Source organism: Ferdinandcohnia sp. QZ13 (assembly GCF_031324165.1).
In the GTDB taxonomy this organism is placed as follows: domain Bacteria; phylum Bacillota; class Bacilli; order Bacillales; family Bacillaceae_L; genus Ferdinandcohnia.
On record NZ_JAVIVW010000001.1, the window covers coordinates 620,491 to 638,326 of the forward strand.

General features: G+C 38.0%; 21 protein-coding genes. All 21 read right to left on the reverse strand.

Features of this window, described 5'->3' with window-relative positions; translation table 11 throughout:
* Positions 1-178: 178 nt before the first annotated feature.
* Positions 179-469 carry an EscU/YscU/HrcU family type III secretion system export apparatus switch protein gene (locus tag RGU12_RS03000; protein WP_309534743.1) on the reverse strand — a complete coding sequence of 97 codons (291 nt, stop codon included), beginning with the start codon at positions 467-469 and terminating at the stop codon, positions 179-181.
* Complete coding sequence (locus RGU12_RS03005) at positions 466-1,062, reverse strand: hypothetical protein (RefSeq protein WP_309534744.1); 597 nt, start codon at positions 1,060-1,062, stop codon at positions 466-468. The genes RGU12_RS03000 and RGU12_RS03005 overlap by 4 nt, the downstream gene beginning before the upstream one ends.
* Positions 1,059-1,838 (reverse strand): ribonuclease HII, encoded by a 780-nt coding sequence (gene rnhB, locus RGU12_RS03010; protein ID WP_309534745.1) that lies wholly within the window; start codon positions 1,836-1,838, stop codon positions 1,059-1,061. Before rnhB ends, RGU12_RS03005 begins: the two co-directional genes overlap by 4 nt.
* 83 nt (positions 1,839-1,921) lie before the next feature.
* Entirely contained in the window at positions 1,922-2,764 is an 843-nt protein-coding gene (gene ylqF, locus RGU12_RS03015; RefSeq protein ID WP_309534746.1) for a ribosome biogenesis GTPase YlqF, read from the reverse strand.
* A gap of 52 nt (positions 2,765-2,816) precedes the next feature.
* Positions 2,817-3,350, reverse strand: a complete 534-nt coding sequence (lepB, locus tag RGU12_RS03020; RefSeq protein ID WP_309536259.1) for a signal peptidase I — start codon at positions 3,348-3,350, stop codon at positions 2,817-2,819.
* A 140-nt stretch (positions 3,351-3,490) separates the two neighbouring features.
* Complete coding sequence (gene rplS / locus RGU12_RS03025) at positions 3,491-3,835, reverse strand: 50S ribosomal protein L19 (protein ID WP_057996892.1); 345 nt, start codon at positions 3,833-3,835, stop codon at positions 3,491-3,493.
* Positions 3,836-3,970: 135 nt separating this feature from the next.
* Positions 3,971-4,708 carry a tRNA (guanosine(37)-N1)-methyltransferase TrmD gene (gene trmD / locus RGU12_RS03030; RefSeq protein ID WP_309534747.1) on the reverse strand — a complete coding sequence of 246 codons (738 nt, stop codon included), beginning with the start codon at positions 4,706-4,708 and terminating at the stop codon, positions 3,971-3,973.
* Position 4,709: 1 nt separating this feature from the next.
* A complete protein-coding gene (gene rimM, locus RGU12_RS03035; protein WP_309534748.1) occupies positions 4,710-5,222 on the reverse strand; it encodes a ribosome maturation factor RimM in 513 nt (170 codons plus the stop codon).
* Between the two features lie 12 nt (positions 5,223-5,234).
* Positions 5,235-5,621 (reverse strand): YlqD family protein, encoded by a 387-nt coding sequence (locus RGU12_RS03040; protein ID WP_309534749.1) that lies wholly within the window; start codon positions 5,619-5,621, stop codon positions 5,235-5,237.
* A gap of 101 nt (positions 5,622-5,722) precedes the next feature.
* Positions 5,723-5,953, reverse strand: coding sequence for a KH domain-containing protein (locus RGU12_RS03045; protein WP_309534750.1), 231 nt, complete (start codon positions 5,951-5,953; stop codon positions 5,723-5,725).
* Between the two features lie 14 nt (positions 5,954-5,967).
* Positions 5,968-6,240, reverse strand: a complete 273-nt coding sequence (gene rpsP, locus RGU12_RS03050; protein WP_309534751.1) for a 30S ribosomal protein S16 — start codon at positions 6,238-6,240, stop codon at positions 5,968-5,970.
* Between the two features lie 149 nt (positions 6,241-6,389).
* Positions 6,390-7,730 (reverse strand): signal recognition particle protein, encoded by a 1,341-nt coding sequence (ffh, locus tag RGU12_RS03055; RefSeq protein ID WP_309534752.1) that lies wholly within the window; start codon positions 7,728-7,730, stop codon positions 6,390-6,392.
* Between the two features lie 12 nt (positions 7,731-7,742).
* Entirely contained in the window at positions 7,743-8,072 is a 330-nt protein-coding gene (locus RGU12_RS03060; protein WP_309534753.1) for a putative DNA-binding protein, read from the reverse strand.
* 126 nt (positions 8,073-8,198) lie between these two features.
* The gene (gene ftsY, locus RGU12_RS03065; protein ID WP_309534754.1) at positions 8,199-9,188 is read right to left on the reverse strand and encodes a signal recognition particle-docking protein FtsY; all 990 of its coding nucleotides are present in this window, start codon (positions 9,186-9,188) and stop codon (positions 8,199-8,201) included.
* A gap of 17 nt (positions 9,189-9,205) precedes the next feature.
* Entirely contained in the window at positions 9,206-12,775 is a 3,570-nt protein-coding gene (gene smc, locus RGU12_RS03070; protein WP_309534755.1) for a chromosome segregation protein SMC, read from the reverse strand.
* Positions 12,776-13,163: 388 nt separating this feature from the next.
* Positions 13,164-13,895, reverse strand: a complete 732-nt coding sequence (rnc, locus tag RGU12_RS03075) for a ribonuclease III (protein WP_309534756.1) — start codon at positions 13,893-13,895, stop codon at positions 13,164-13,166.
* A 59-nt stretch (positions 13,896-13,954) separates the two neighbouring features.
* Positions 13,955-14,188: an acyl carrier protein gene (locus tag RGU12_RS03080; protein ID WP_010282514.1), complete on the reverse strand. Its 234-nt coding sequence runs from the start codon at positions 14,186-14,188 to the stop codon at positions 13,955-13,957.
* A gap of 249 nt (positions 14,189-14,437) precedes the next feature.
* Positions 14,438-15,178 carry a 3-oxoacyl-[acyl-carrier-protein] reductase gene (gene fabG / locus RGU12_RS03085; RefSeq protein WP_309534757.1) on the reverse strand — a complete coding sequence of 247 codons (741 nt, stop codon included), beginning with the start codon at positions 15,176-15,178 and terminating at the stop codon, positions 14,438-14,440.
* 1 nt (position 15,179) lies between these two features.
* Positions 15,180-16,124: an ACP S-malonyltransferase gene (gene fabD / locus RGU12_RS03090; protein ID WP_309534758.1), complete on the reverse strand. Its 945-nt coding sequence runs from the start codon at positions 16,122-16,124 to the stop codon at positions 15,180-15,182.
* Positions 16,125-16,136: 12 nt separating this feature from the next.
* The gene (gene plsX, locus RGU12_RS03095; RefSeq protein WP_116350615.1) at positions 16,137-17,138 is read right to left on the reverse strand and encodes a phosphate acyltransferase PlsX; all 1,002 of its coding nucleotides are present in this window, start codon (positions 17,136-17,138) and stop codon (positions 16,137-16,139) included.
* Between the two features lie 55 nt (positions 17,139-17,193).
* Positions 17,194-17,772 (reverse strand): transcription factor FapR, encoded by a 579-nt coding sequence (gene fapR / locus RGU12_RS03100; RefSeq protein WP_309534759.1) that lies wholly within the window; start codon positions 17,770-17,772, stop codon positions 17,194-17,196.
* Between the last annotated feature and the right edge of the window lie 64 nt (positions 17,773-17,836).

The following is a 17,836-nucleotide window of genomic DNA, read 5'->3' on the forward strand; positions in this document are numbered from 1 at the left end:
ATATATGCATAGAAAAGTACATCATTTAAATGACTAGGAATGCTCCCAAATCATAATGACGCAAACTAGACAAAAATTAGACTGCGCTTTCATTTTATAACTGAAAATACTACTTGTCTACCATTTCGCATGAATTTGTTCTTTTTTCTGCTTATTATAAAAATACTATATCAAAAAACTATTCATCTTGATTTTCAATACGTTTATCCATTTTATAAATAAAAGCAAAGATTTCCGCGATTACCTGGTACAAATCCTCTGGAATACCCTCATTTAATTTTAGTTCCCCTAATAGTTCTACTAATGCGGTATCCTCTTGGATTGGTATACCATGAGCCTCTGCCATCTCAATTATATTTTGAGCAATGATACCTTTCCCTTTTGCAACAACCTTAGGCTCAGAATCTAGCTTTTTATCATATGACAGAGCAACTGCCTTTAGCTTATTTTCTTCCGGTGTCTTTTTCATATTTTCACATCCACTCTTTCATGAACTTCTTCAAATTTTGTTTTATCAAATTGATTATCTCGTTCAGTTGGATTCACAATTTTAATCGATGAAAGCAAATACCCTTGCTTTTCTAAATTTGTTTGAAGAGTGGGTTTTAGTTCTTCTACTAGCAATCCGATTCCTTCTGTGTCGTTAAAGATGGAAATGGAAAGAATACGGTTCTGAGCTTTAACATCAATGATTACCTCTTTTAAATAATTCAGTTCTAAAGAAAAAAGGAGATGACAAAAATCAGGATCGATTTGCCCATTTTTCTTCCTACCATCCATTCGAATCATAATACTTTGATTAGCTGAGTTTTGAAAGGTAATTTGTTGCTGGAGAAATTGGTTTGATTCATTAGATGTTAATTCAACAGTGTCTGATTGAAGTAAACGGCTTTGATTGACTACATTGTCTACTTTTTCTCCCTCTAATACTGGTAATAACTTAGATAGATGAGTGGTAGTATCTTGTGTCTTTTGTTCGCTCGAATTTGTATTTGATAAAGAGTGAAGCCTTAGAAAAGCTTCACCCTTCATTAATATTTGAAGTAAATGGACAGGTATCATTCTTTTACCTCTATTAAATCTCGTACTGGAGCAAATGAACGACGATGTTCACTTGTAACACCATATTTTTTTAGTGCTTCTAGATGGTGTGCCGTTCCATATCCCATGTGCTTCTCAAATCCGTATTGTGGATACTCATGGCTTAAGCGTACCATCAGGCGATCTCTTGTTACCTTTGCAATGATGGAGCTTGCAGCGATGGATACGCTTTTCGCATCACCTTTTATGATAGATGTTTGCGGGACATCAATTGGTATTTCCATTGCATCGACTAAAAGATGATCAGGCTTTACTGACAAACCAGATATAGCCTTTTTCATTGCCTGCTTAGTAGCTTGATATATATTAACATCATCAATAACATCTGCCGGTATAATCCCGATTCCAACGGAGATGGCACGCTCTGTTATTAATTGATATAATTCTTCTCTTTTTTGTTCAGATAGCTTCTTTGAATCATTTAAGCCAGGTAAATAGGCATCTTCAGGCAAAATAACGGCTGCAGCCACAACTGGTCCTGCTAATGGACCACGACCAACTTCATCAACACCTGCAATATAAGAAATACCTTTTTTATAAAGAGCCTGTTCGTATTGGATCATTTCTTTATAATGTTGCTCTAACACCTTTTCCTCTGCCTTTTTCTTTTTCCAACGTTGCAACAGAACTTGAACACCTTTTCGGCTATCTTGCTCGCAATCTTTTAGAAACACATCCTGTTCATCATATATCGTGGCTAGCTTCTTTTCGATATCTTTGATTGTTAATTGTGACATTCCTTCACCTTCTATTTCTCGAGCTCTATGTAGTTAATATCGTCATTTTCCCCAAAAAATGAAGGCCCGCATTATGCGAACCTTTACGGTCTTTCAAATGTGAGCCTGCCAAGTTTTTCAGTTCGGATTTCTCTTATGATTAATTCAGCTGTTTTATCGTAATCGGTAACTCCACCTGATATTCTAGTACCACGACGCTTTGCAATTTCATCAAATAGCAGTACAATATCGTCCGGAATTTCTTCAAGAGCATAACGTTGCTTTAGATTTTCCGGATAATTCTCCTCTAAAAATCGAAGAGCGTATACTGCAATATCTTGTAAGTTTAAAATTGTATCTTTAATCGCACCAGTTGTGGCGAGTTTCAGACCCACTTCTTGATCCTCAAATTTCGGCCATAAAATACCCGGTGTATCAAGGAGCTCTAGTTCTTTTCCAACCTTGATCCACTGCTGCGCCTTTGTTATACCGGGGCGATCACCGGTTTGTGCAATATTTTTCTTGGCTAACCGATTAATTAAAGTCGACTTTCCTACATTAGGGATTCCGACGATTAACGCACGAATTGCACGTGGTCGAATCCCCTTGGCAGCCATTTTGTCGAATTTTTCTTTTAAAATTTCCCTTGCTTCACTCACGATTTGTTTCATGCCATTTCCCGCTTGTGAATTTATAGCTAAGGCATGTATACCATTTTCTTTAAAGTATTCAATCCATTCCTTTGTTACCTTTGGATCAGCCATGTCAGCTTTGTTTAAAAGGAGTAGTCTCGGCTTATTTTTAATGATTTCATCGATCATAGGATTTCTTGATGATGCTGGGATTCTAGCATCCACAAGTTCGAATACGATGTCGATGAGTGAAAGTTTTTCTGTTACTTGTCTCCTTGCTTTTGCCATGTGGCCTGGAAACCATTGAATTGTCAAAATGCTTCACCAACTTATATGGTTTAATTTATGAATATTTTTTGTTTTGGGGTTATTTTACAATACCAAAGTCAGATAGCGGCCAGTAGATTAGGCTTGTTTCTCCGAGTACTTCGCTTATAGGAACTGGACCTATATGGCGTGAATCTTTACTATAGCGACGATTGTCCCCCATAACAAACAGATGCCCTTCTGGAACTTCTTCAAATACAAACGGGTCTGTAAGTGGACCATCTATTAGATTTTTCTTATAATCCTCTAGATACGGTTCATCATACGGTTTACCATTGATGTAGAGAATATCGTCTTTGTATTCAATTCGATCACCAGGTAATCCAATTATGCGCTTGATGTAATCTTTTTCAACTGTTGCATGGAAAACAACAATGTCAAAGCGTTCCGGTTTACCGACCTTATAGCCAATTTTATTGACGATCATTCGGTCTTGGTGATGAAGAGTTGGCATCATTGATAGCCCGTCCACTACAATCGGTGCAAAGAAAAAATAACGGATTACAGCTGCCAAAATCACAGCTATCGCTAACGCTTTAATCCATTCCCAAAGTTCATTTTTTTGTTTGGCCATCATTGCTCCTCCACCTGTTCTTTTCTCAACTTCTAATTAGAACTTATCTAAATCATTATGTATTATTCTCTTATTATAATAATTACCCACGCAAATGTAAAAGGAGCTTGTTATTTTTATACAAGCTCCTTTCTTTTTTATTATCGAATTTCTTTAATACGTGCTTTTTTACCACGAAGTTCGCGTAAGTAGTATAATTTCGCACGGCGTACTTTACCACGGCGTACTACTTCAAGCTTCGCAATTTTTGGTGTATGCACTGGGAATGTACGTTCAACACCTACTCCGTAAGATACCTTACGAACAGTGAATGTTTCGCTAACTCCACCACCACGACGCTTAATCACAACACCTTCGTATACCTGAATACGCTCACGAGTACCCTCGATAACTTTCACGTGTACACGTACAGTATCTCCAGGACGGAATACAGGAAGGTCAGTTCTTAATTGTTCTTTTGTGATTTCTTCAATAATGTTTTGCATCGTCTTTTCAACTCCTTCCAACAGATGCTCTTACCAATATCCATTCATTGCAGCGGAACATCTTAATAAGACAACGGACAAAAAGTCCTAAGTCACAAAGAGTATATTACCATAATCCTGCTGTTGTTGCAATAGCTACTCTTCATCTATTTTAAATTCTTCGACCCACTTTTCTTGCTTAGGTGATAACTGGTAGTTTTCGAGTAAATCTGGCCTTCTTTTAAAGGTACGGCGAAGTGATTCTTTTTCTCGCCATTCTTCAATATGCATATGATTTCCGGACAATAACACTTCCGGCACACTCATTCCTCTAAAATTTGCTGGTCTAGTATAGTGGGGATGCTCTAATAATCCAGTACTGTGGGAATCTTGTACTGGTGAATCCTCATTTCCCAGCACACCTGGTAAAAGCCTTACGACACTATCTGAGATCACCATTGCAGCAAGCTCGCCACCAGTTAAGACAAAATCTCCAATTGAAATTTCTTCTGTACTTAAATGTTCACGTATTCTTTCATCATAGCCCTCATAATGGCCACAGATAAAAATGAGATGCTCTTCTTTTGCCAGTTCTTCCGCTTTTTGCTGGTTAAATCTTTTACCCTGAGGGCAGAGAAGAATCACTTTCGGCTTAGATTCGTTTTGTTTCGTTAAATCCTCAACCGCATCAAAAATCGGCTGTGGCATTAATACCATTCCAGCCCCGCCACCATATGGATAATCGTCAACTTTTTGATGTTTGTTTTCCGCGTATTCACGGAAATTAACAACTCGGAACGAAACCTTTTCTTTTTCTTGAGCCTTTTTTAAAATAGATTCACCTAGTACACCATTAAACATGTTAGGGAACAAAGTTAAGATATCAATTTTCATGTTAAATTAATCCTTCCATGAGGTGAATGGTAATTCTTTTATCCTCCACATCAATTTCCTTAACAATCTCATCAATATACGGAATTAAAATGTCTTTACCTTTTGCTCCCTTAACAACCCAAACATCGTTTGCACCTGGTGTTAAGATTTCTTTGATTGCACCTAATTCTTCGCCTTCCTCTGTTACAACCATACAGCCAATTATTTCATGAAAGTAGTATTCTCCGTCATCTAATTCCCCTAACTGACTCTCATGAACTTTGACTAGTGCACCCTTAAAACGTTCTACCTCATTTACGTTCTCATAGCCCTCAAAGGTAACTAAATCAAAATTTTTATGAGTTCGGTATGATTGGACTTTAACCTCAATCGGGTCTTTATCTTCCATAAAGATATATAATGTGTTTCCTATCTTGTATCGTTCCTCAGGAAAATCCGTCCTTGAGATAATGCGAACCTCACCTTTGATTCCATGTGTATTCACAATTTTTCCGACGTTATACCATTTATCCATTTCTGTTCACCCCTAACGAATTTCTTCAACTATACCTTCTTTGATTACGATTGTTCGTGCAGATGTTACTTCGTCCCAGTTGTCTCCTACATTTATGTCAATAAGGGATTGGACTTCCTTTTCTTTTATTTCACTACCTAATGGTAGCATATGTATTTGTTCGATTTGAAACTCGAGATGTTTGATTTTTTCCTGTCTGAGGTCAATTTCATTGGTAAAATATCGTTTGATTTTAGCCGTATCGAATTTCTTCTGTTTTTCCATCTTTTTTTGTTCAAATTTAAGCTGGTCACACTCTTTGAGAAGCTGGTCTTTGTTTGTTTGTAAAGAACCAATGAGCTTTGCTTTACTATTTTCTGTTAAAATTTGTTTGACTTCAACTGTCTGGATGATTTTCACACACCACACAACCCTCACCATATAATTCATAGGACTTTGCAAAAGGTGTTGATCATTTATACAGAAAAAAAGGGGAGGTTACCCTCTCCCTTTTCCTCATATCATTCGTTAATTTCTAGATGAATTCGTTTATTATGGCCTGTTCCTGCTGCATAGACAACAGTTCTAATCGCCTTAATGACACGGCCTTGTTTCCCGATTACTTTACCCATATCGTCTTTATTTACACTTAGCAAATAGGTGATATTACGGTTGTCAGAAGTCTCAGTGACTTCGACGTCATCAGGATGATCAACAAGCGGCTGTACAATTGTTTCAATCAACTCTTTCATCTGTGAGTTACCCATTACTTACCGTTTTTTGCGTTATGGAATTTTTCCATAATACCTTGTTTTGAGAACAAGTTACGGACAGTATCAGATGGTTTTGCACCATTTTGTAACCATTTTAATGCTAATTCTTCATCAATTTTAACCTCTGCAGGTTGAACAACTGGATTATAAGTTCCAACTGTTTCGATTTGACGTCCATCACGTGGTGAACGAGAATCAGCTACAACGATACGATAGAAAGGAGATTTTTTTGCTCCGATACGTTTTAAACGAATTTTTACTGCCATTTTAAATAGCACCTCCGAAAATATTTCAACAAGATATAATATTAACTGTTCCACATCTGTTTGTAAAGTGTTTTTTCTTTACATCTGTGAAATGGTTATTATTACTACATTTATTCAAGTAAAAGCATGGCTTTCCTTGAGTTTTCATTTTACATAAAAGGAAACTTAAATCCTTTTTTCTTTCCTTTTGACATGTTTGTCATTTGCTTCATCATCTTTTTCATGTCTTCAAATTGTTTTAATAGACGGTTGACCTCTTGAACAGTTCGACCGCTACCTTTTGCAATTCGCTTTTTACGACTTGAATTGATAATTTCAGGTTGTTCTCTTTCAACTTTTGTCATGGAACGAATGATTGCTTCAACATGGCCAATTTGTTTATCATCAACCTGAACATTCTTAAGACCCTTCATTTTGTTAGCGCCTGGTAGCATACCTAGGATCTCATCAAGAGGACCCATTTTACGCACCTGTGCTAACTGTTCGAGGAAATCATCAAGTGTGAAAGACATTGACTTAAATTTCTGTTCTAGCTCTTTTGCTTTATCCTCATCAACAGAAGCTTGGGCTTTTTCGATGAGTGAAAGAACATCCCCCATCCCTAAAATACGTGAAGCCATACGTTCTGGATGGAATGCTTCTAGCGCATCTAGCTTTTCACCAAGTCCCACAAATTTAATTGGTGTATTTGTAACAGCCTTAACAGATAATGCTGCACCACCACGGGTATCTCCATCAAGCTTTGTTAAAACAACGCCAGTTAAGCCTAATAAATCATTAAAGCTTTGTGCCACATTGACTGCATCCTGTCCCGTCATTGCATCCACAACAAGGAAAATCTCATCAGGCTTAGCCACTTCTTTGACTTGCTTGAGCTCGTCCATCAGTTCTTCATCGATGTGCAAGCGACCGGCTGTATCGATTAATACATAGTCATGATGATCTTCTTTTGCTTTTTCAATTGCCTGCTTTGCAATTTCAACAGGACTAACTTTGTCACCAAGAGAAAAGACCGGCATATTAAGTTGTTTTCCTAAAGTTTGCAATTGATCAATCGCAGCTGGACGATAGATGTCTGCGGCTACAAGAAGTGGTTTACGGTTATGTTTTTTTCGTAATAGATTTGCAAGCTTGCCAGTAGTGGTTGTTTTACCTGCACCTTGTAAACCAACCATCATAATAACAGTTGGCGGTCTTTTGGCAACCGCAATTTTACTTTGCTCGCCACCCATTAATGCAGTAAGTTCCTCCTGAACGACTTTGATAACTTGCTGTCCCGGAGTTAAACTTTTCATTACTTCTTGTCCAACAGCTCTTTCGCTTACACGCTTTACAAAATCCTTGACAACTTTGAAGTTAACGTCTGCTTCAAGTAGGGCAAGACGAACCTCACGCATCATTTCTTTTACATCGGATTCTGATACTTTTCCTTTACCGCGAATTTTCTGAAGTGTTCCTTGCAGTCGGTCGGCTAATCCTTCAAATGCCATTCTTGCCGCCTCCTATTCTAATTTCTCAAGCAACTGTATCACATTTTGAAACTCTACGCTATCATCATATTTTTGTGAAAGTCGTTTTAGCTCAGTAAACAGTTTTCTGCGCTCTTGAAATTTCTGAAATAGTAACAGTTTTTCTTCATACTCTTCAAGCATTGTCTCTGTACGCTTGATATTGTCATAGACCGCTTGACGACTAATCTCATATTCCTCTGCTATTTCACCAAGGGAAAAGTCATCTAAATAATATAAAGACATATAGTTTCGTTGCTTTGGTGTCAACAACGATTGATAGAAATCGAAGAGATAGTTCATTCTCATTGTTTTTTCAATCATAGTATCTCCCCCTTGTTAAGTGAAATACCTTTACAATTAACTAGTTTACCTACTTTACAACGCGTTGTCAAGTTAATTTACTTTACTTAAAAGAGAGCCTGGGCGACAGGCTCTCTTTTAGATGTTTTATTCTTCTGTTTTTTCGACCAAATCTGCAAATAGACCATATACGTAGTTTTGAGCATCGAATTCTTGGAGGTCGTCAACTTTTTCTCCTAATCCAACAAGTTTAACAGGAATGTTGAGTTCATTTCGAATCGCAAGGACAATACCGCCCTTAGCTGTTCCGTCTAACTTAGTTAACACAATACCTGTTACATTTGTAGCAGCAGAGAATGTTTTCGCCTGTGTTAAAGCGTTTTGTCCAGTTGTCGCATCGAGAACAAGCAATACTTCATGGGGAGCACCTGGTAATTCACGTTCGATTACTCGTTTTACCTTTTCAAGCTCTTTCATTAGGTTCACTTTGTTTTGAAGACGTCCTGCTGTATCACAGATTAACACATCTACATTACGAGATTTTGCCGCTTGAACTGCATCATACATAACCGCTGCGGGATCTGAGCCTTCTGATTGTTTGATCACATCTACACCCACTCGATCGCCCCAAACTTCAAGTTGCTGAATCGCACCGGCACGGAATGTATCACCTGCTGCTAATAGGACTGATTTCCCTTCATTTTTCAAGCGATTTGCAATTTTTCCTATAGATGTTGTTTTACCAACACCATTTACACCGACTACTAAAATGACTGTGAGTCCTTCATCCTGAATATTAAGCTTCGGTGATTTTTCTTCACCGCCTTGATAAATTTCGACGAGTTTTTCTGAAATAACACCTTGAACCTCTTTTGTATCCTGAATGTTTCTTTTCTTTACTTCCATTTTCAATTCATCGATTAGTTCCATAACAGTTGAAACACCGACGTCTGCAGCAATTAAAATTTCTTCAAGTTCTTCGAAAAAGTCCTCATCAACTTTACGATAACGGGCAACTAAATCATTCACTCGTTCGGAAAAGGAATTACGAGTTTTGGATAAGCCATCCCTAAATTTTTCAGTAACCGCATCAGTTTGATTTGTAATCTTTTCTTTTAATTTCTTAAAAAAACTCATGTAAATCCCCTTTCAATCTAGTTTTGGGTAACTAATTCTTTCGATTCTTCAAGACGAACTGAAACAAGTTTGGATACGCCTGATTCTTGCATGGTCACACCATATAATACATCTGCTTCTTCCATCGTACCCTTTCGATGGGTGATCACAATAAATTGAGTTTCATTGCTAAATTTCTTTAAATATTGTGCAAATCGGAAGACATTTGCTTCATCAAGCGCTGCTTCAACCTCATCCAGTACACAGAATGGGACAGGACGAACTTTAAGGATTGAAAATAATAACGCAATTGCCGTCAATGCCCTTTCTCCACCCGATAAAAGACCTAGGTTTTGCAATTTTTTCCCTGGTGGTTGAGCGACAATTTCAACCCCTGTATTTAAAAGATCATCGGGGTCTGTTAGTCGAAGGTCGGCTCGTCCACCACCAAAAAGTGCTTGAAAGACAGTTTCAAAATGCGATCGAATACTTGTAAAAGTAGATTCAAATCTCTTTTTCATTTCGTCATCCATTTCGTCTATAACCTGGAACAATGTATCCTTTGCTTCCTGCAAGTCATTTTGCTGTTCAGTTAAGAAAGTATAACGCTCAGAAACTCTGTCATACTCGTCAATTGCGCCAAGGTTTACTGTACCAAGTTCTTCAATTGCAAGCTTTATTAGCTTTACCTTCTTTCTAGCTTCAGAAACTTCAATTTGAAGTGGAAATTGTTCTTTTGCAGCTTCGTAGGTTAATAAATATTCCTCGCGCAGATGGGTTAAACAATTTTCCAATTCAACATCCAAGCGGTTCACCTTCACTTCTTCATCCTGTAAAATATCTACAAGTTGCTTATGTTGACGTCTTGATTCCTTCAATTCACGTTCAAGATCTTCAAGTGTTGTTTGTAGTTTCAGGCGATGATCCCTTTTATTGCTAATCGTTTGAATGGTATTATTTTTATCATTTGATTTTTGCTTTGCAGCTTCTTCGAGTTCTATTTCTCCAGAATTACTTGAGTTCATTTCATTATCAAGAAGCGATAAATCCTCTTTCAAATCAGTTAGTTTAGCAAGTCCTTCATTCATTTCTTCTTCTACGCGATTCATTTTCTCTTGTTGATGTTCAAGCGCTTGTTTTTTTCTTGCTAAAATAACCTTTTGATCTGTAATTTCTGTTTGCACCGTTTCTCGTGATGTCTGTTGGTCAGACTTTTGTGAATTAAGCTGATTGATGGTCTCATTTAATGAGTGAAGTTCTTCTTCTAGGCTAGCTAATTCAGATTTCAGCTCTTCTAGTCGACCAGTCATTCTTTCCTTATCTACTTGATACTGTTGCTTTTCATCATCATACAATTCCAAATGCTCGTTCACATTTTGCTCTTTTAAAGCCACTTCTCGGTATTCACCTTTAATCGTTTGCTCTTTTAAGCGCAATGTTTCACCAGCTTGACGAAGCTTCTCAAGCAGATCTTCTTGTTCTGTGATTTGCTTTTTCTTATCCTTGACTTTTTTTTCAAGATCAGCCGTTTTCGCTTCCATATCAGCAAGCTTTTCTGTAATGCTCTCAAGCTCCCTACCACGGCTGAGTAAAGAATTTGATTTCTGTTTAACAGCTCCCCCTGTCATCGAACCACCCGGATTGACAACATCACCTTCAAGGGTAACCACTCGATACCTGTGTCCTACAAGGGATGCAAGTTCATTCGCACCTTTTAAATCTGTCGTAATCAAAATGGTTCCTAACAGATTTGCGATAATGGAGTGATATCTTTCTTCAAAGGTAACTAATTCAGAAGCTACACCAATAAAAGCAGAATGTCCCTTGATAGCAACAAGCTGTGTTGCCGAAATCGAACGTTCCTTAATCACATTCATTGGTAAAAATGTTGCGCGACCAAAAGAGTTTTTCTTTAAATACTGGATCGCTGTTCTTGCATTTTTTTCGTTATCCACGACAATATGCTGTGTTGCTGCACCTAATGCAATTTCAATGGCGGTTTCATATTCTTTTGGAACATGAATAAGTTCAGCAATTGCGCCTTCAATTCCTTCAAGCTGGTCGTTTCTTGCTTTTAAAACTTCCTTAACACCCTGGAAGAATCCAGAATAATCATCCTGCATTTCTTCTAGCATTTCTTTTCTTGATTTCGTTTGTTGTAGGTATTGATAAGCTTGGTAAAGCATACTCTCTTGCTTCTGATAGTTTTTCTTATTATTTTCTAGCTTAGTCTGTAAGTCTCTAAATGAAACAATTTGATGATTAATTTCTTGCTCAATAACAGAAAGCTTTGTTTGCAGTCGTACCTTTTCATCGAGGATTTCCTTGCGTTCTGTTAAATATTTTTGATTTGATTCATTTAAACGATTTTCTTTCGCTTCTTGCTGTGCTAGCTGTTCCTTAATATAACCCATTTCATTACGATAGGAAGCTTGCTTATTTAACAACTCAAAATAATCACTTTTTAAATTCTCGATTTTTTCTTCGATGTTTTGATCATACGATGCAAGTAAAATTTGTTTATCTTTTAGTTGTTGTTCAAGCTCTTTTACTTCTTCACTAAGCTTTGATAATTCATGTTGCTCTGTTTGTTTTTTCTCGTTCAGGCTCTCTAGCCTATGTGATAACTCAAGAATTGAGTTTTCAAGCTGACCTTTATTTTGTGTCGCATTTTTTTTGCGTTCTTTTAAGACTTCTTTTCGCCCTTCTAATTTTTCTAGTTCCTCACTAGTACGTAGAAGAAGCTGTTGAAGCTCATGAATCGATGAATCTGTCGCCTCAATTCCGGTTCTTAGCTCCTCGATTTTCGCTTCCTTGCTTTGGAGTTTTGTGTTTAATGCTAGTTCCTGCTTTTTATGCTCTTCAACAAGCTTAGATAGCTTCTCCCATTTGTCGTGAAGATCTTCAATTTCAAATACTGTTAAGCCGACTTCAATTTTTTCCAGTTCTTCTTTCTTCTCCAAATAGTCTTTTGCAATGGAAGACTGGATTTGCAATGGTTCAATTTGCGATTCAAGCTCATGAATAATGTCGTTTACTCGATTTAAATTTTCCTGTGTTTCAGCAAGCTTATATTCTGCTTTCTTTTTACGGGTTTTATATTTCAAAACGCCCGCAGCCTCTTCAAATATACTTCTTCGTTCTTCAGCTTTACTGCTTAAAATTTCTTCTACTTTCCCCTGACTGATGATCGAAAAAGCTTCACGACCAAGTCCGGAATCCATAAATAAATCAACGATATCTTTTAGTCGACATGCTTGTTTATTTATAAAAAATTCACTTTCACCAGACCGATAGACGCGGCGTGTCACACTCACTTCATGATAATCGATAGGTAAAAAGTGGTCTTCGTTATCCAATGTTAATGTTACCTCAGCCACATTCAATGCTTTCCGGCTGTCACTTCCCGCGAAAATGATATCTTCCATTTTCGAGCCGCGCAATGATTTTGCAGACTGTTCTCCAAGAACCCAACGGATTCCGTCTGTAATATTACTTTTTCCACTACCATTTGGTCCAACGACAGCCGTTACACCAGGTACAAAATCTACCGCAATTCTTTCAGCAAACGATTTAAATCCTACTATATCTAAACGTTTGAGGAACATAAACTTCCCCCTCAATTCGAAATTCAAGTCCTACATATTTTAACACAAACTAATGTTTTATTGGATTACTTTTTGAAGCAACCTTTAATGGCAATGCTCTTTTCTAAAAGATTGTTGCTATTTCACTGGAGGTGGACGCTTTCCGCAGGCGTTGCTTAAGCCTCCTCAAGGCCTACACGATATAGGGCACGAAGCTGTTGCCACAGGACGTGGCGCTTTTAGGCTACGTTCTACTGTTCGCTCCTGTGAGGTCTCAAGTCTCATGCTTTTTCCACTGGAGTCGCCACTTTCCGCTTAACTCAATATCAATTGTGTAAAAGACAACAAAGATTGCGAAAAACAGCCGATGGCAAAAATATAACCCCACGAAATCGTGGGGTGCACTACCTTATTGTTGTTTGCTTTTCAGCTTTTTCAAAGCAATTTCTGCTGCATGCTGTTCAGCTTCTTTTTTCGATCTACCTGTACCTATTCCAAGTTCCTCACCATTTAGGGATACCCTAGAAATGAATTCACGACTATGGGCTGGTCCTTTTTCTTGGAGCACCTTATATTCGATAATTCCAGTACCATCTCGTTGCACAAGCTCTTGAAGCTGACTCTTATAATCCATCACATGAGAAAAAGCACCCGCATTAATTTTAGGAATCACTGTTTGATCTAAAAACTGGTTTACTACCTCTAAGCCTTTATCAAGGTATAATGCCCCGATAAATGCTTCAAACACATCAGCAAGCAGGGCAGGTCGCTCTCTTCCACCAGTCATTTCCTCACCTTTTCCAAGTAAAACAAGTTCCCCAAATTTTAGCTCATTTGCAAATGTAACTAAAGACGGTTCACAAACAATGGCTGCCCGCATCTTCGTTAATTCACCTTCGCTCATAATTGGAAATTTTTTAAATAAAAACTGGGAAATGGTTAGCTCTAAAACAGCATCTCCTAAAAATTCAAGCCGTTCATTGTCTTCATGCGGCTTTTTTCGATGCTCATTCACATAAGATGAATGTGTAAATGCTTGAATAAGTAGACTTTCATTGTGAAAATGAATCCCTAGTCGCTCCTGAAAAGCTTTAAATTTCGGAGTGAACTTATTGCCTTTGTCTTTATTTATCCGCTTCACCTTACGTAACCTCCAAGGAGAAAGCCCCGTTATATAACGGGACTTTTGCATTTTAAGAATTATAGCTGGCTTTTTATGTAATTAACAGCGTCACCAACTGTAGAAATTTTTTCAGCCTCATCGTCTGAAATTTCCATGTCAAACTCGTCTTCAAGTTCCATAACTAGTTCAACAACGTCTAGTGAATCCGCTCCAAGATCATCTTTAAAAGAAGCCTCTAAAGTAACTGCTGATTCTTCAACACCTAAGCGGTCAACCACGATTTTTGTAATTCTCTCAAAAACATCTGCCATTTCCATTCACCTCCCCTCAAGGTATTATATTTGGTTTTACTAGAAAAGCGCAAGCGCGTTTTATCACGAAAGCCGATTTGATCTTCTGATGTTCAGATATCCTACCAGGTGAATGGTCTTTCTACGTCCAGCTCCAGCGCCTAGCCCCTCGAGGTCACAAGTCGTTCCGCCAAGAAGGTCAAAGTACAACCTTCTGGTCGGCTCGTCTTGTGCTTGTCGGGGCTGTACAAGGCGCTTGCGCTTTTGTTATTACATAACCATTCCGCCGTCAATATGAAGGGTCTGACCTGTCATATAGTTGCTTTGGTCTGATGCTAGGAATAAAACAGCTCCAGAAATATCGGTTGTGTCACCGAATCTTGCAAGAGGAATTAATTTAAGCATTTCGTTTCTTACATCTTCAGGAAGTTTATCCGTCATATCTGTCGTAATGAACCCTGGTGCAACAGCGTTAACGTTAATATTACGACTCGCTAATTCTTTAGCAGCTGTCTTTGTTAAGCCAATCACACCCGCTTTTGCTGCAACATAATTAGCTTGTCCAGGATTACCACTAACCCCTACGATAGAGGCGATATTGATAATTTTACCAGAACGCTGCTTCATCATTTGTCTTGTAACAGCTTTTGTGCAAAGAAACACACCTTTTAGGTTAATGTTAATAACATCGTCCCATTCTTCTTCTTTCATTCTCATTAATAAATTATCTCGTGTAATTCCTGCATTATTAACTAGAATATCAAGACTACCAAATGTTGCAATAACCTCTTTTACCATAGAAGTAACAGAATCTGCATCAGATACATTTGCTTGAATCGCAAATGCTTCTTGTCCTAATGCTTTAATTTCATCGACTACCTCATTCGCTTTTTGCTCACTTCCGGAATAGTTTACCGCAACCTTCGCACCTGCTTTTGCAAGTTCAATTACAATCGTACGGCCGATTCCACGTGAAGCGCCAGTTACCAATGCTACTTTTCCACTTAACATCTTAATTTCCCTCCTTTAACGCACGAATGGTTGATTCAAGTGTTTCTAGATCGCTAATTGCATATGTTGCAACTCTGCGATTTACTTTCTTTATTAATCCAGAGAGAACCTTACCAGGTCCAATTTCGATAAAAGTGTCTACACCTTGTTCAAGCATGTATTGAACTGAATTTTCCCATAATACTGGAGAATACAATTGCTTTACTAGATTTTCTTTAATTTGGTCAGCGGATGTCATTTCCATAGCATTCACATTTGCTACGACAGGAACAGCTGCATCATTAATTTCAATTTGATCTAGTACTGAACGTAGCTTTTCAGCTGCTGGTTCCATTAATGAAGAATGGAAAGGTCCACTAACCTCGAGTGGAATAGCACGTTTCGCACCTTTTTCTTTTGCTAATTCACAAGCCTGCCTCACACCTTCGGCAGCCCCTGAAATCACAATTTGCCCTGGACAGTTGATATTCGCAAGCTGGACTGGATGACCTGCTGCAGAAATTTCATCTGTTACCGCTTGTAGGTCCTCGCTACCCATTCCAAGAATTGCTGCCATTGTTCCTTGTCCTGCAGGAACGGCTTCCTCCATGAACTCACCGCGTTTACGAACCGTACGCACAGCATCTTCAAAGCTTAATGCACCAGAAGCGACCAAAGCCGTGTACTCACCGAGACTATGACCGGCAACATAATGAGGTGTTATACCTGCTTCATTGAATTTTTCTAGAATTGCAATACTTGTTGTTAATAGAGACGGCTGTGCGTTCACTGTTAATGTGAGTGTGTCCTGTGGTCCGTTAAAAATCAGAGAAGACAGCTCCTCATCTAATGCTTTGTCAGCTCTTGTAAAAATCGCATGAACGACTTCTGAAGAATCAGCTAATTCCTTCCCCATTCCTACAACTTGAGATCCTTGTCCTGGAAAAACGAATGCAATTTTACTCATTCTACATTCCCCCTATTCATCTACTTTCGGATTGATATCCTCTAGTGTTTTACGTATTGTTCCTGAAACATCTTTTTCAACCATCTCGTATGTTTGTCTTACTGCACTAAATATACCATTGGCATCTGAAGAACCATGTGCTTTAATTACAGGTGCATTTAAGCCGAATAGTCCTGCCCCACCATATTCTGAGTAATCGAGCGTCTTTTTCAATACCTTTAATTCTGGCATTAAAAGTCCTGCCGCTATTTTACTCTTTAGATTGCTTGTAAAAGCTGTTTTTAGCATTTTAAACATAGAAAGAGCAGTACCCTCAATTGTTTTTAAAGCTACATTTCCTGTAAATCCATCTGTAACAACAACATCTGCTACTCCGTCTAGTAAATCTCTGGCCTCTACATTTCCAACGAAATTGAGATTTGTAGCTTTGATTAATTCAAATGCATGTTTGGTAAGATCATTTCCTTTTTTATCTTCCGTACCGACATTTAATAAACCCACTCGTGGATTCACCACTCCTCGAACCTTTTCCGAGTAGATTGATCCCATGATGGCATATTGAAGCAAGTGCTCAGGCTTGGCATCAACATTTGCGCCTACATCTAACATAAGAAAACCTTTTTTATCTAAAGTAGGGAGTGTAGGAGCTAATGCTGGACGATCAATTCCTTCAATTCTACCAACGATAAAAAGTCCTGCCGTCATGAGAGCGCCCGTATTCCCAGCTGAAATACATGCATCAGCCCGGCCCTCACTAACTTCTTTCGCCATTAACACCATGGATGCATTCTTTTTCCGTCTAACAGCTCGAACCGGTTCATCCGTACCTTCAATTACATCGGTTGTATGTATAATTGTAATCCTATCTTCTTCAGTTATGTATTGACGAATTTTTGCTTCATCACCAATTAGAGTTACTTCAAGGTCTTTAAAATGCTTTAATGCAGTCATTGTACCCTTAACAATTTCTTCTGGGGCATGATCTCCACCCATTGCATCTATCGCAAGTTTCATCTTGTATCATTCCTTTGTTTGCTATTAGGTAGTTGGCTACACGTATTGTTCTCTATTATAAATCAGTTTTTACTTGTTTATTAGAACGATACATTGTAAATTCACCAGAAAATACAAGTTCGTTTCCAACATAGCTATTTACATCTACAATTGTTCTATCTTTTTCCTGAGCACCCTTCACTTTTGCTTTCGCGACGACACGTTCCCCTACTTTTACCTGTCTCGTAAACCGAATGTTAGCTTTAGCAGTAAGCGCAAGTTCATCATTAATTACAGCTACCGCCAGTGAATTTGCTTGGGCAAAGAGATGGTGCCCACGAGCAATTTGGTTTCGTTTAAACACATGCTCATTTGTTACATCAAAGATTGAAATTGCACTTTGGTCTAGTTCAATATCTATAATTTCTCCAATTACTTCTTCAATTGGCAAAGCTTTCACTTCATCATCTAGTTTTTTCTCAGCTACATTTTTGATTCGTTCACGAAGTTCAGGAATCGATAATTCCAATCGGTCCAAACGAATCGTTTGAACACTCACCTTAAATTTTTCAGCTAACTCTTCATCCGTAATAAAAGGATTTATTTCAATCGTTTCTTGAAGCAATCGCTGCCGTTCTTTTTTATTTCTTCTCATTAAAAATACACCGTCCGCACTCTTATGACTAGGTACTAATAGTAAGTATATAATTAAAAAAAGC

Coding starts and splice junctions, on each gene's coding strand:
- ftsY (WP_309534754.1), bottom strand. CDS start 9,188: ATGAGTTTTTTTAAGAAATTAAAAGAAAAGATTACAAATCAAACTGAT.
- ffh (WP_309534752.1), bottom strand. CDS start 7,730: ATGGCATTTGAAGGATTAGCCGACCGACTGCAAGGAACACTTCAGAAA.
- RGU12_RS03000 (WP_309534743.1), bottom strand. CDS start 469: ATGAAAAAGACACCGGAAGAAAATAAGCTAAAGGCAGTTGCTCTGTCA.
- rimM (WP_309534748.1), bottom strand. CDS start 5,222: ATGGATAAATGGTATAACGTCGGAAAAATTGTGAATACACATGGAATC.
- RGU12_RS03080 (WP_010282514.1), bottom strand. CDS start 14,188: ATGGCAGATGTTTTTGAGAGAATTACAAAAATCGTGGTTGACCGCTTA.
- trmD (WP_309534747.1), bottom strand. CDS start 4,708: ATGAAAATTGATATCTTAACTTTGTTCCCTAACATGTTTAATGGTGTA.
- RGU12_RS03005 (WP_309534744.1), bottom strand. CDS start 1,062: ATGATACCTGTCCATTTACTTCAAATATTAATGAAGGGTGAAGCTTTT.
- smc (WP_309534755.1), bottom strand. CDS start 12,775: ATGTTCCTCAAACGTTTAGATATAGTAGGATTTAAATCGTTTGCTGAA.
- fabG (WP_309534757.1), bottom strand. CDS start 15,178: ATGTTAAGTGGAAAAGTAGCATTGGTAACTGGCGCTTCACGTGGAATC.
- RGU12_RS03060 (WP_309534753.1), bottom strand. CDS start 8,072: ATGATTGAAAAAACAATGAGAATGAACTATCTCTTCGATTTCTATCAA.
- rplS (WP_057996892.1), bottom strand. CDS start 3,835: ATGCAAAACATTATTGAAGAAATCACAAAAGAACAATTAAGAACTGAC.
- plsX (WP_116350615.1), bottom strand. CDS start 17,138: ATGAAACTTGCGATAGATGCAATGGGTGGAGATCATGCCCCAGAAGAA.
- fapR (WP_309534759.1), bottom strand. CDS start 17,772: ATGAGAAGAAATAAAAAAGAACGGCAGCGATTGCTTCAAGAAACGATT.
- rnhB (WP_309534745.1), bottom strand. CDS start 1,838: ATGTCACAATTAACAATCAAAGATATCGAAAAGAAGCTAGCCACGATA.
- RGU12_RS03045 (WP_309534750.1), bottom strand. CDS start 5,953: ATGAAAGAGTTGATTGAAACAATTGTACAGCCGCTTGTTGATCATCCT.
- rpsP (WP_309534751.1), bottom strand. CDS start 6,240: ATGGCAGTAAAAATTCGTTTAAAACGTATCGGAGCAAAAAAATCTCCT.
- lepB (WP_309536259.1), bottom strand. CDS start 3,350: ATGGCCAAACAAAAAAATGAACTTTGGGAATGGATTAAAGCGTTAGCG.
- fabD (WP_309534758.1), bottom strand. CDS start 16,124: ATGAGTAAAATTGCATTCGTTTTTCCAGGACAAGGATCTCAAGTTGTA.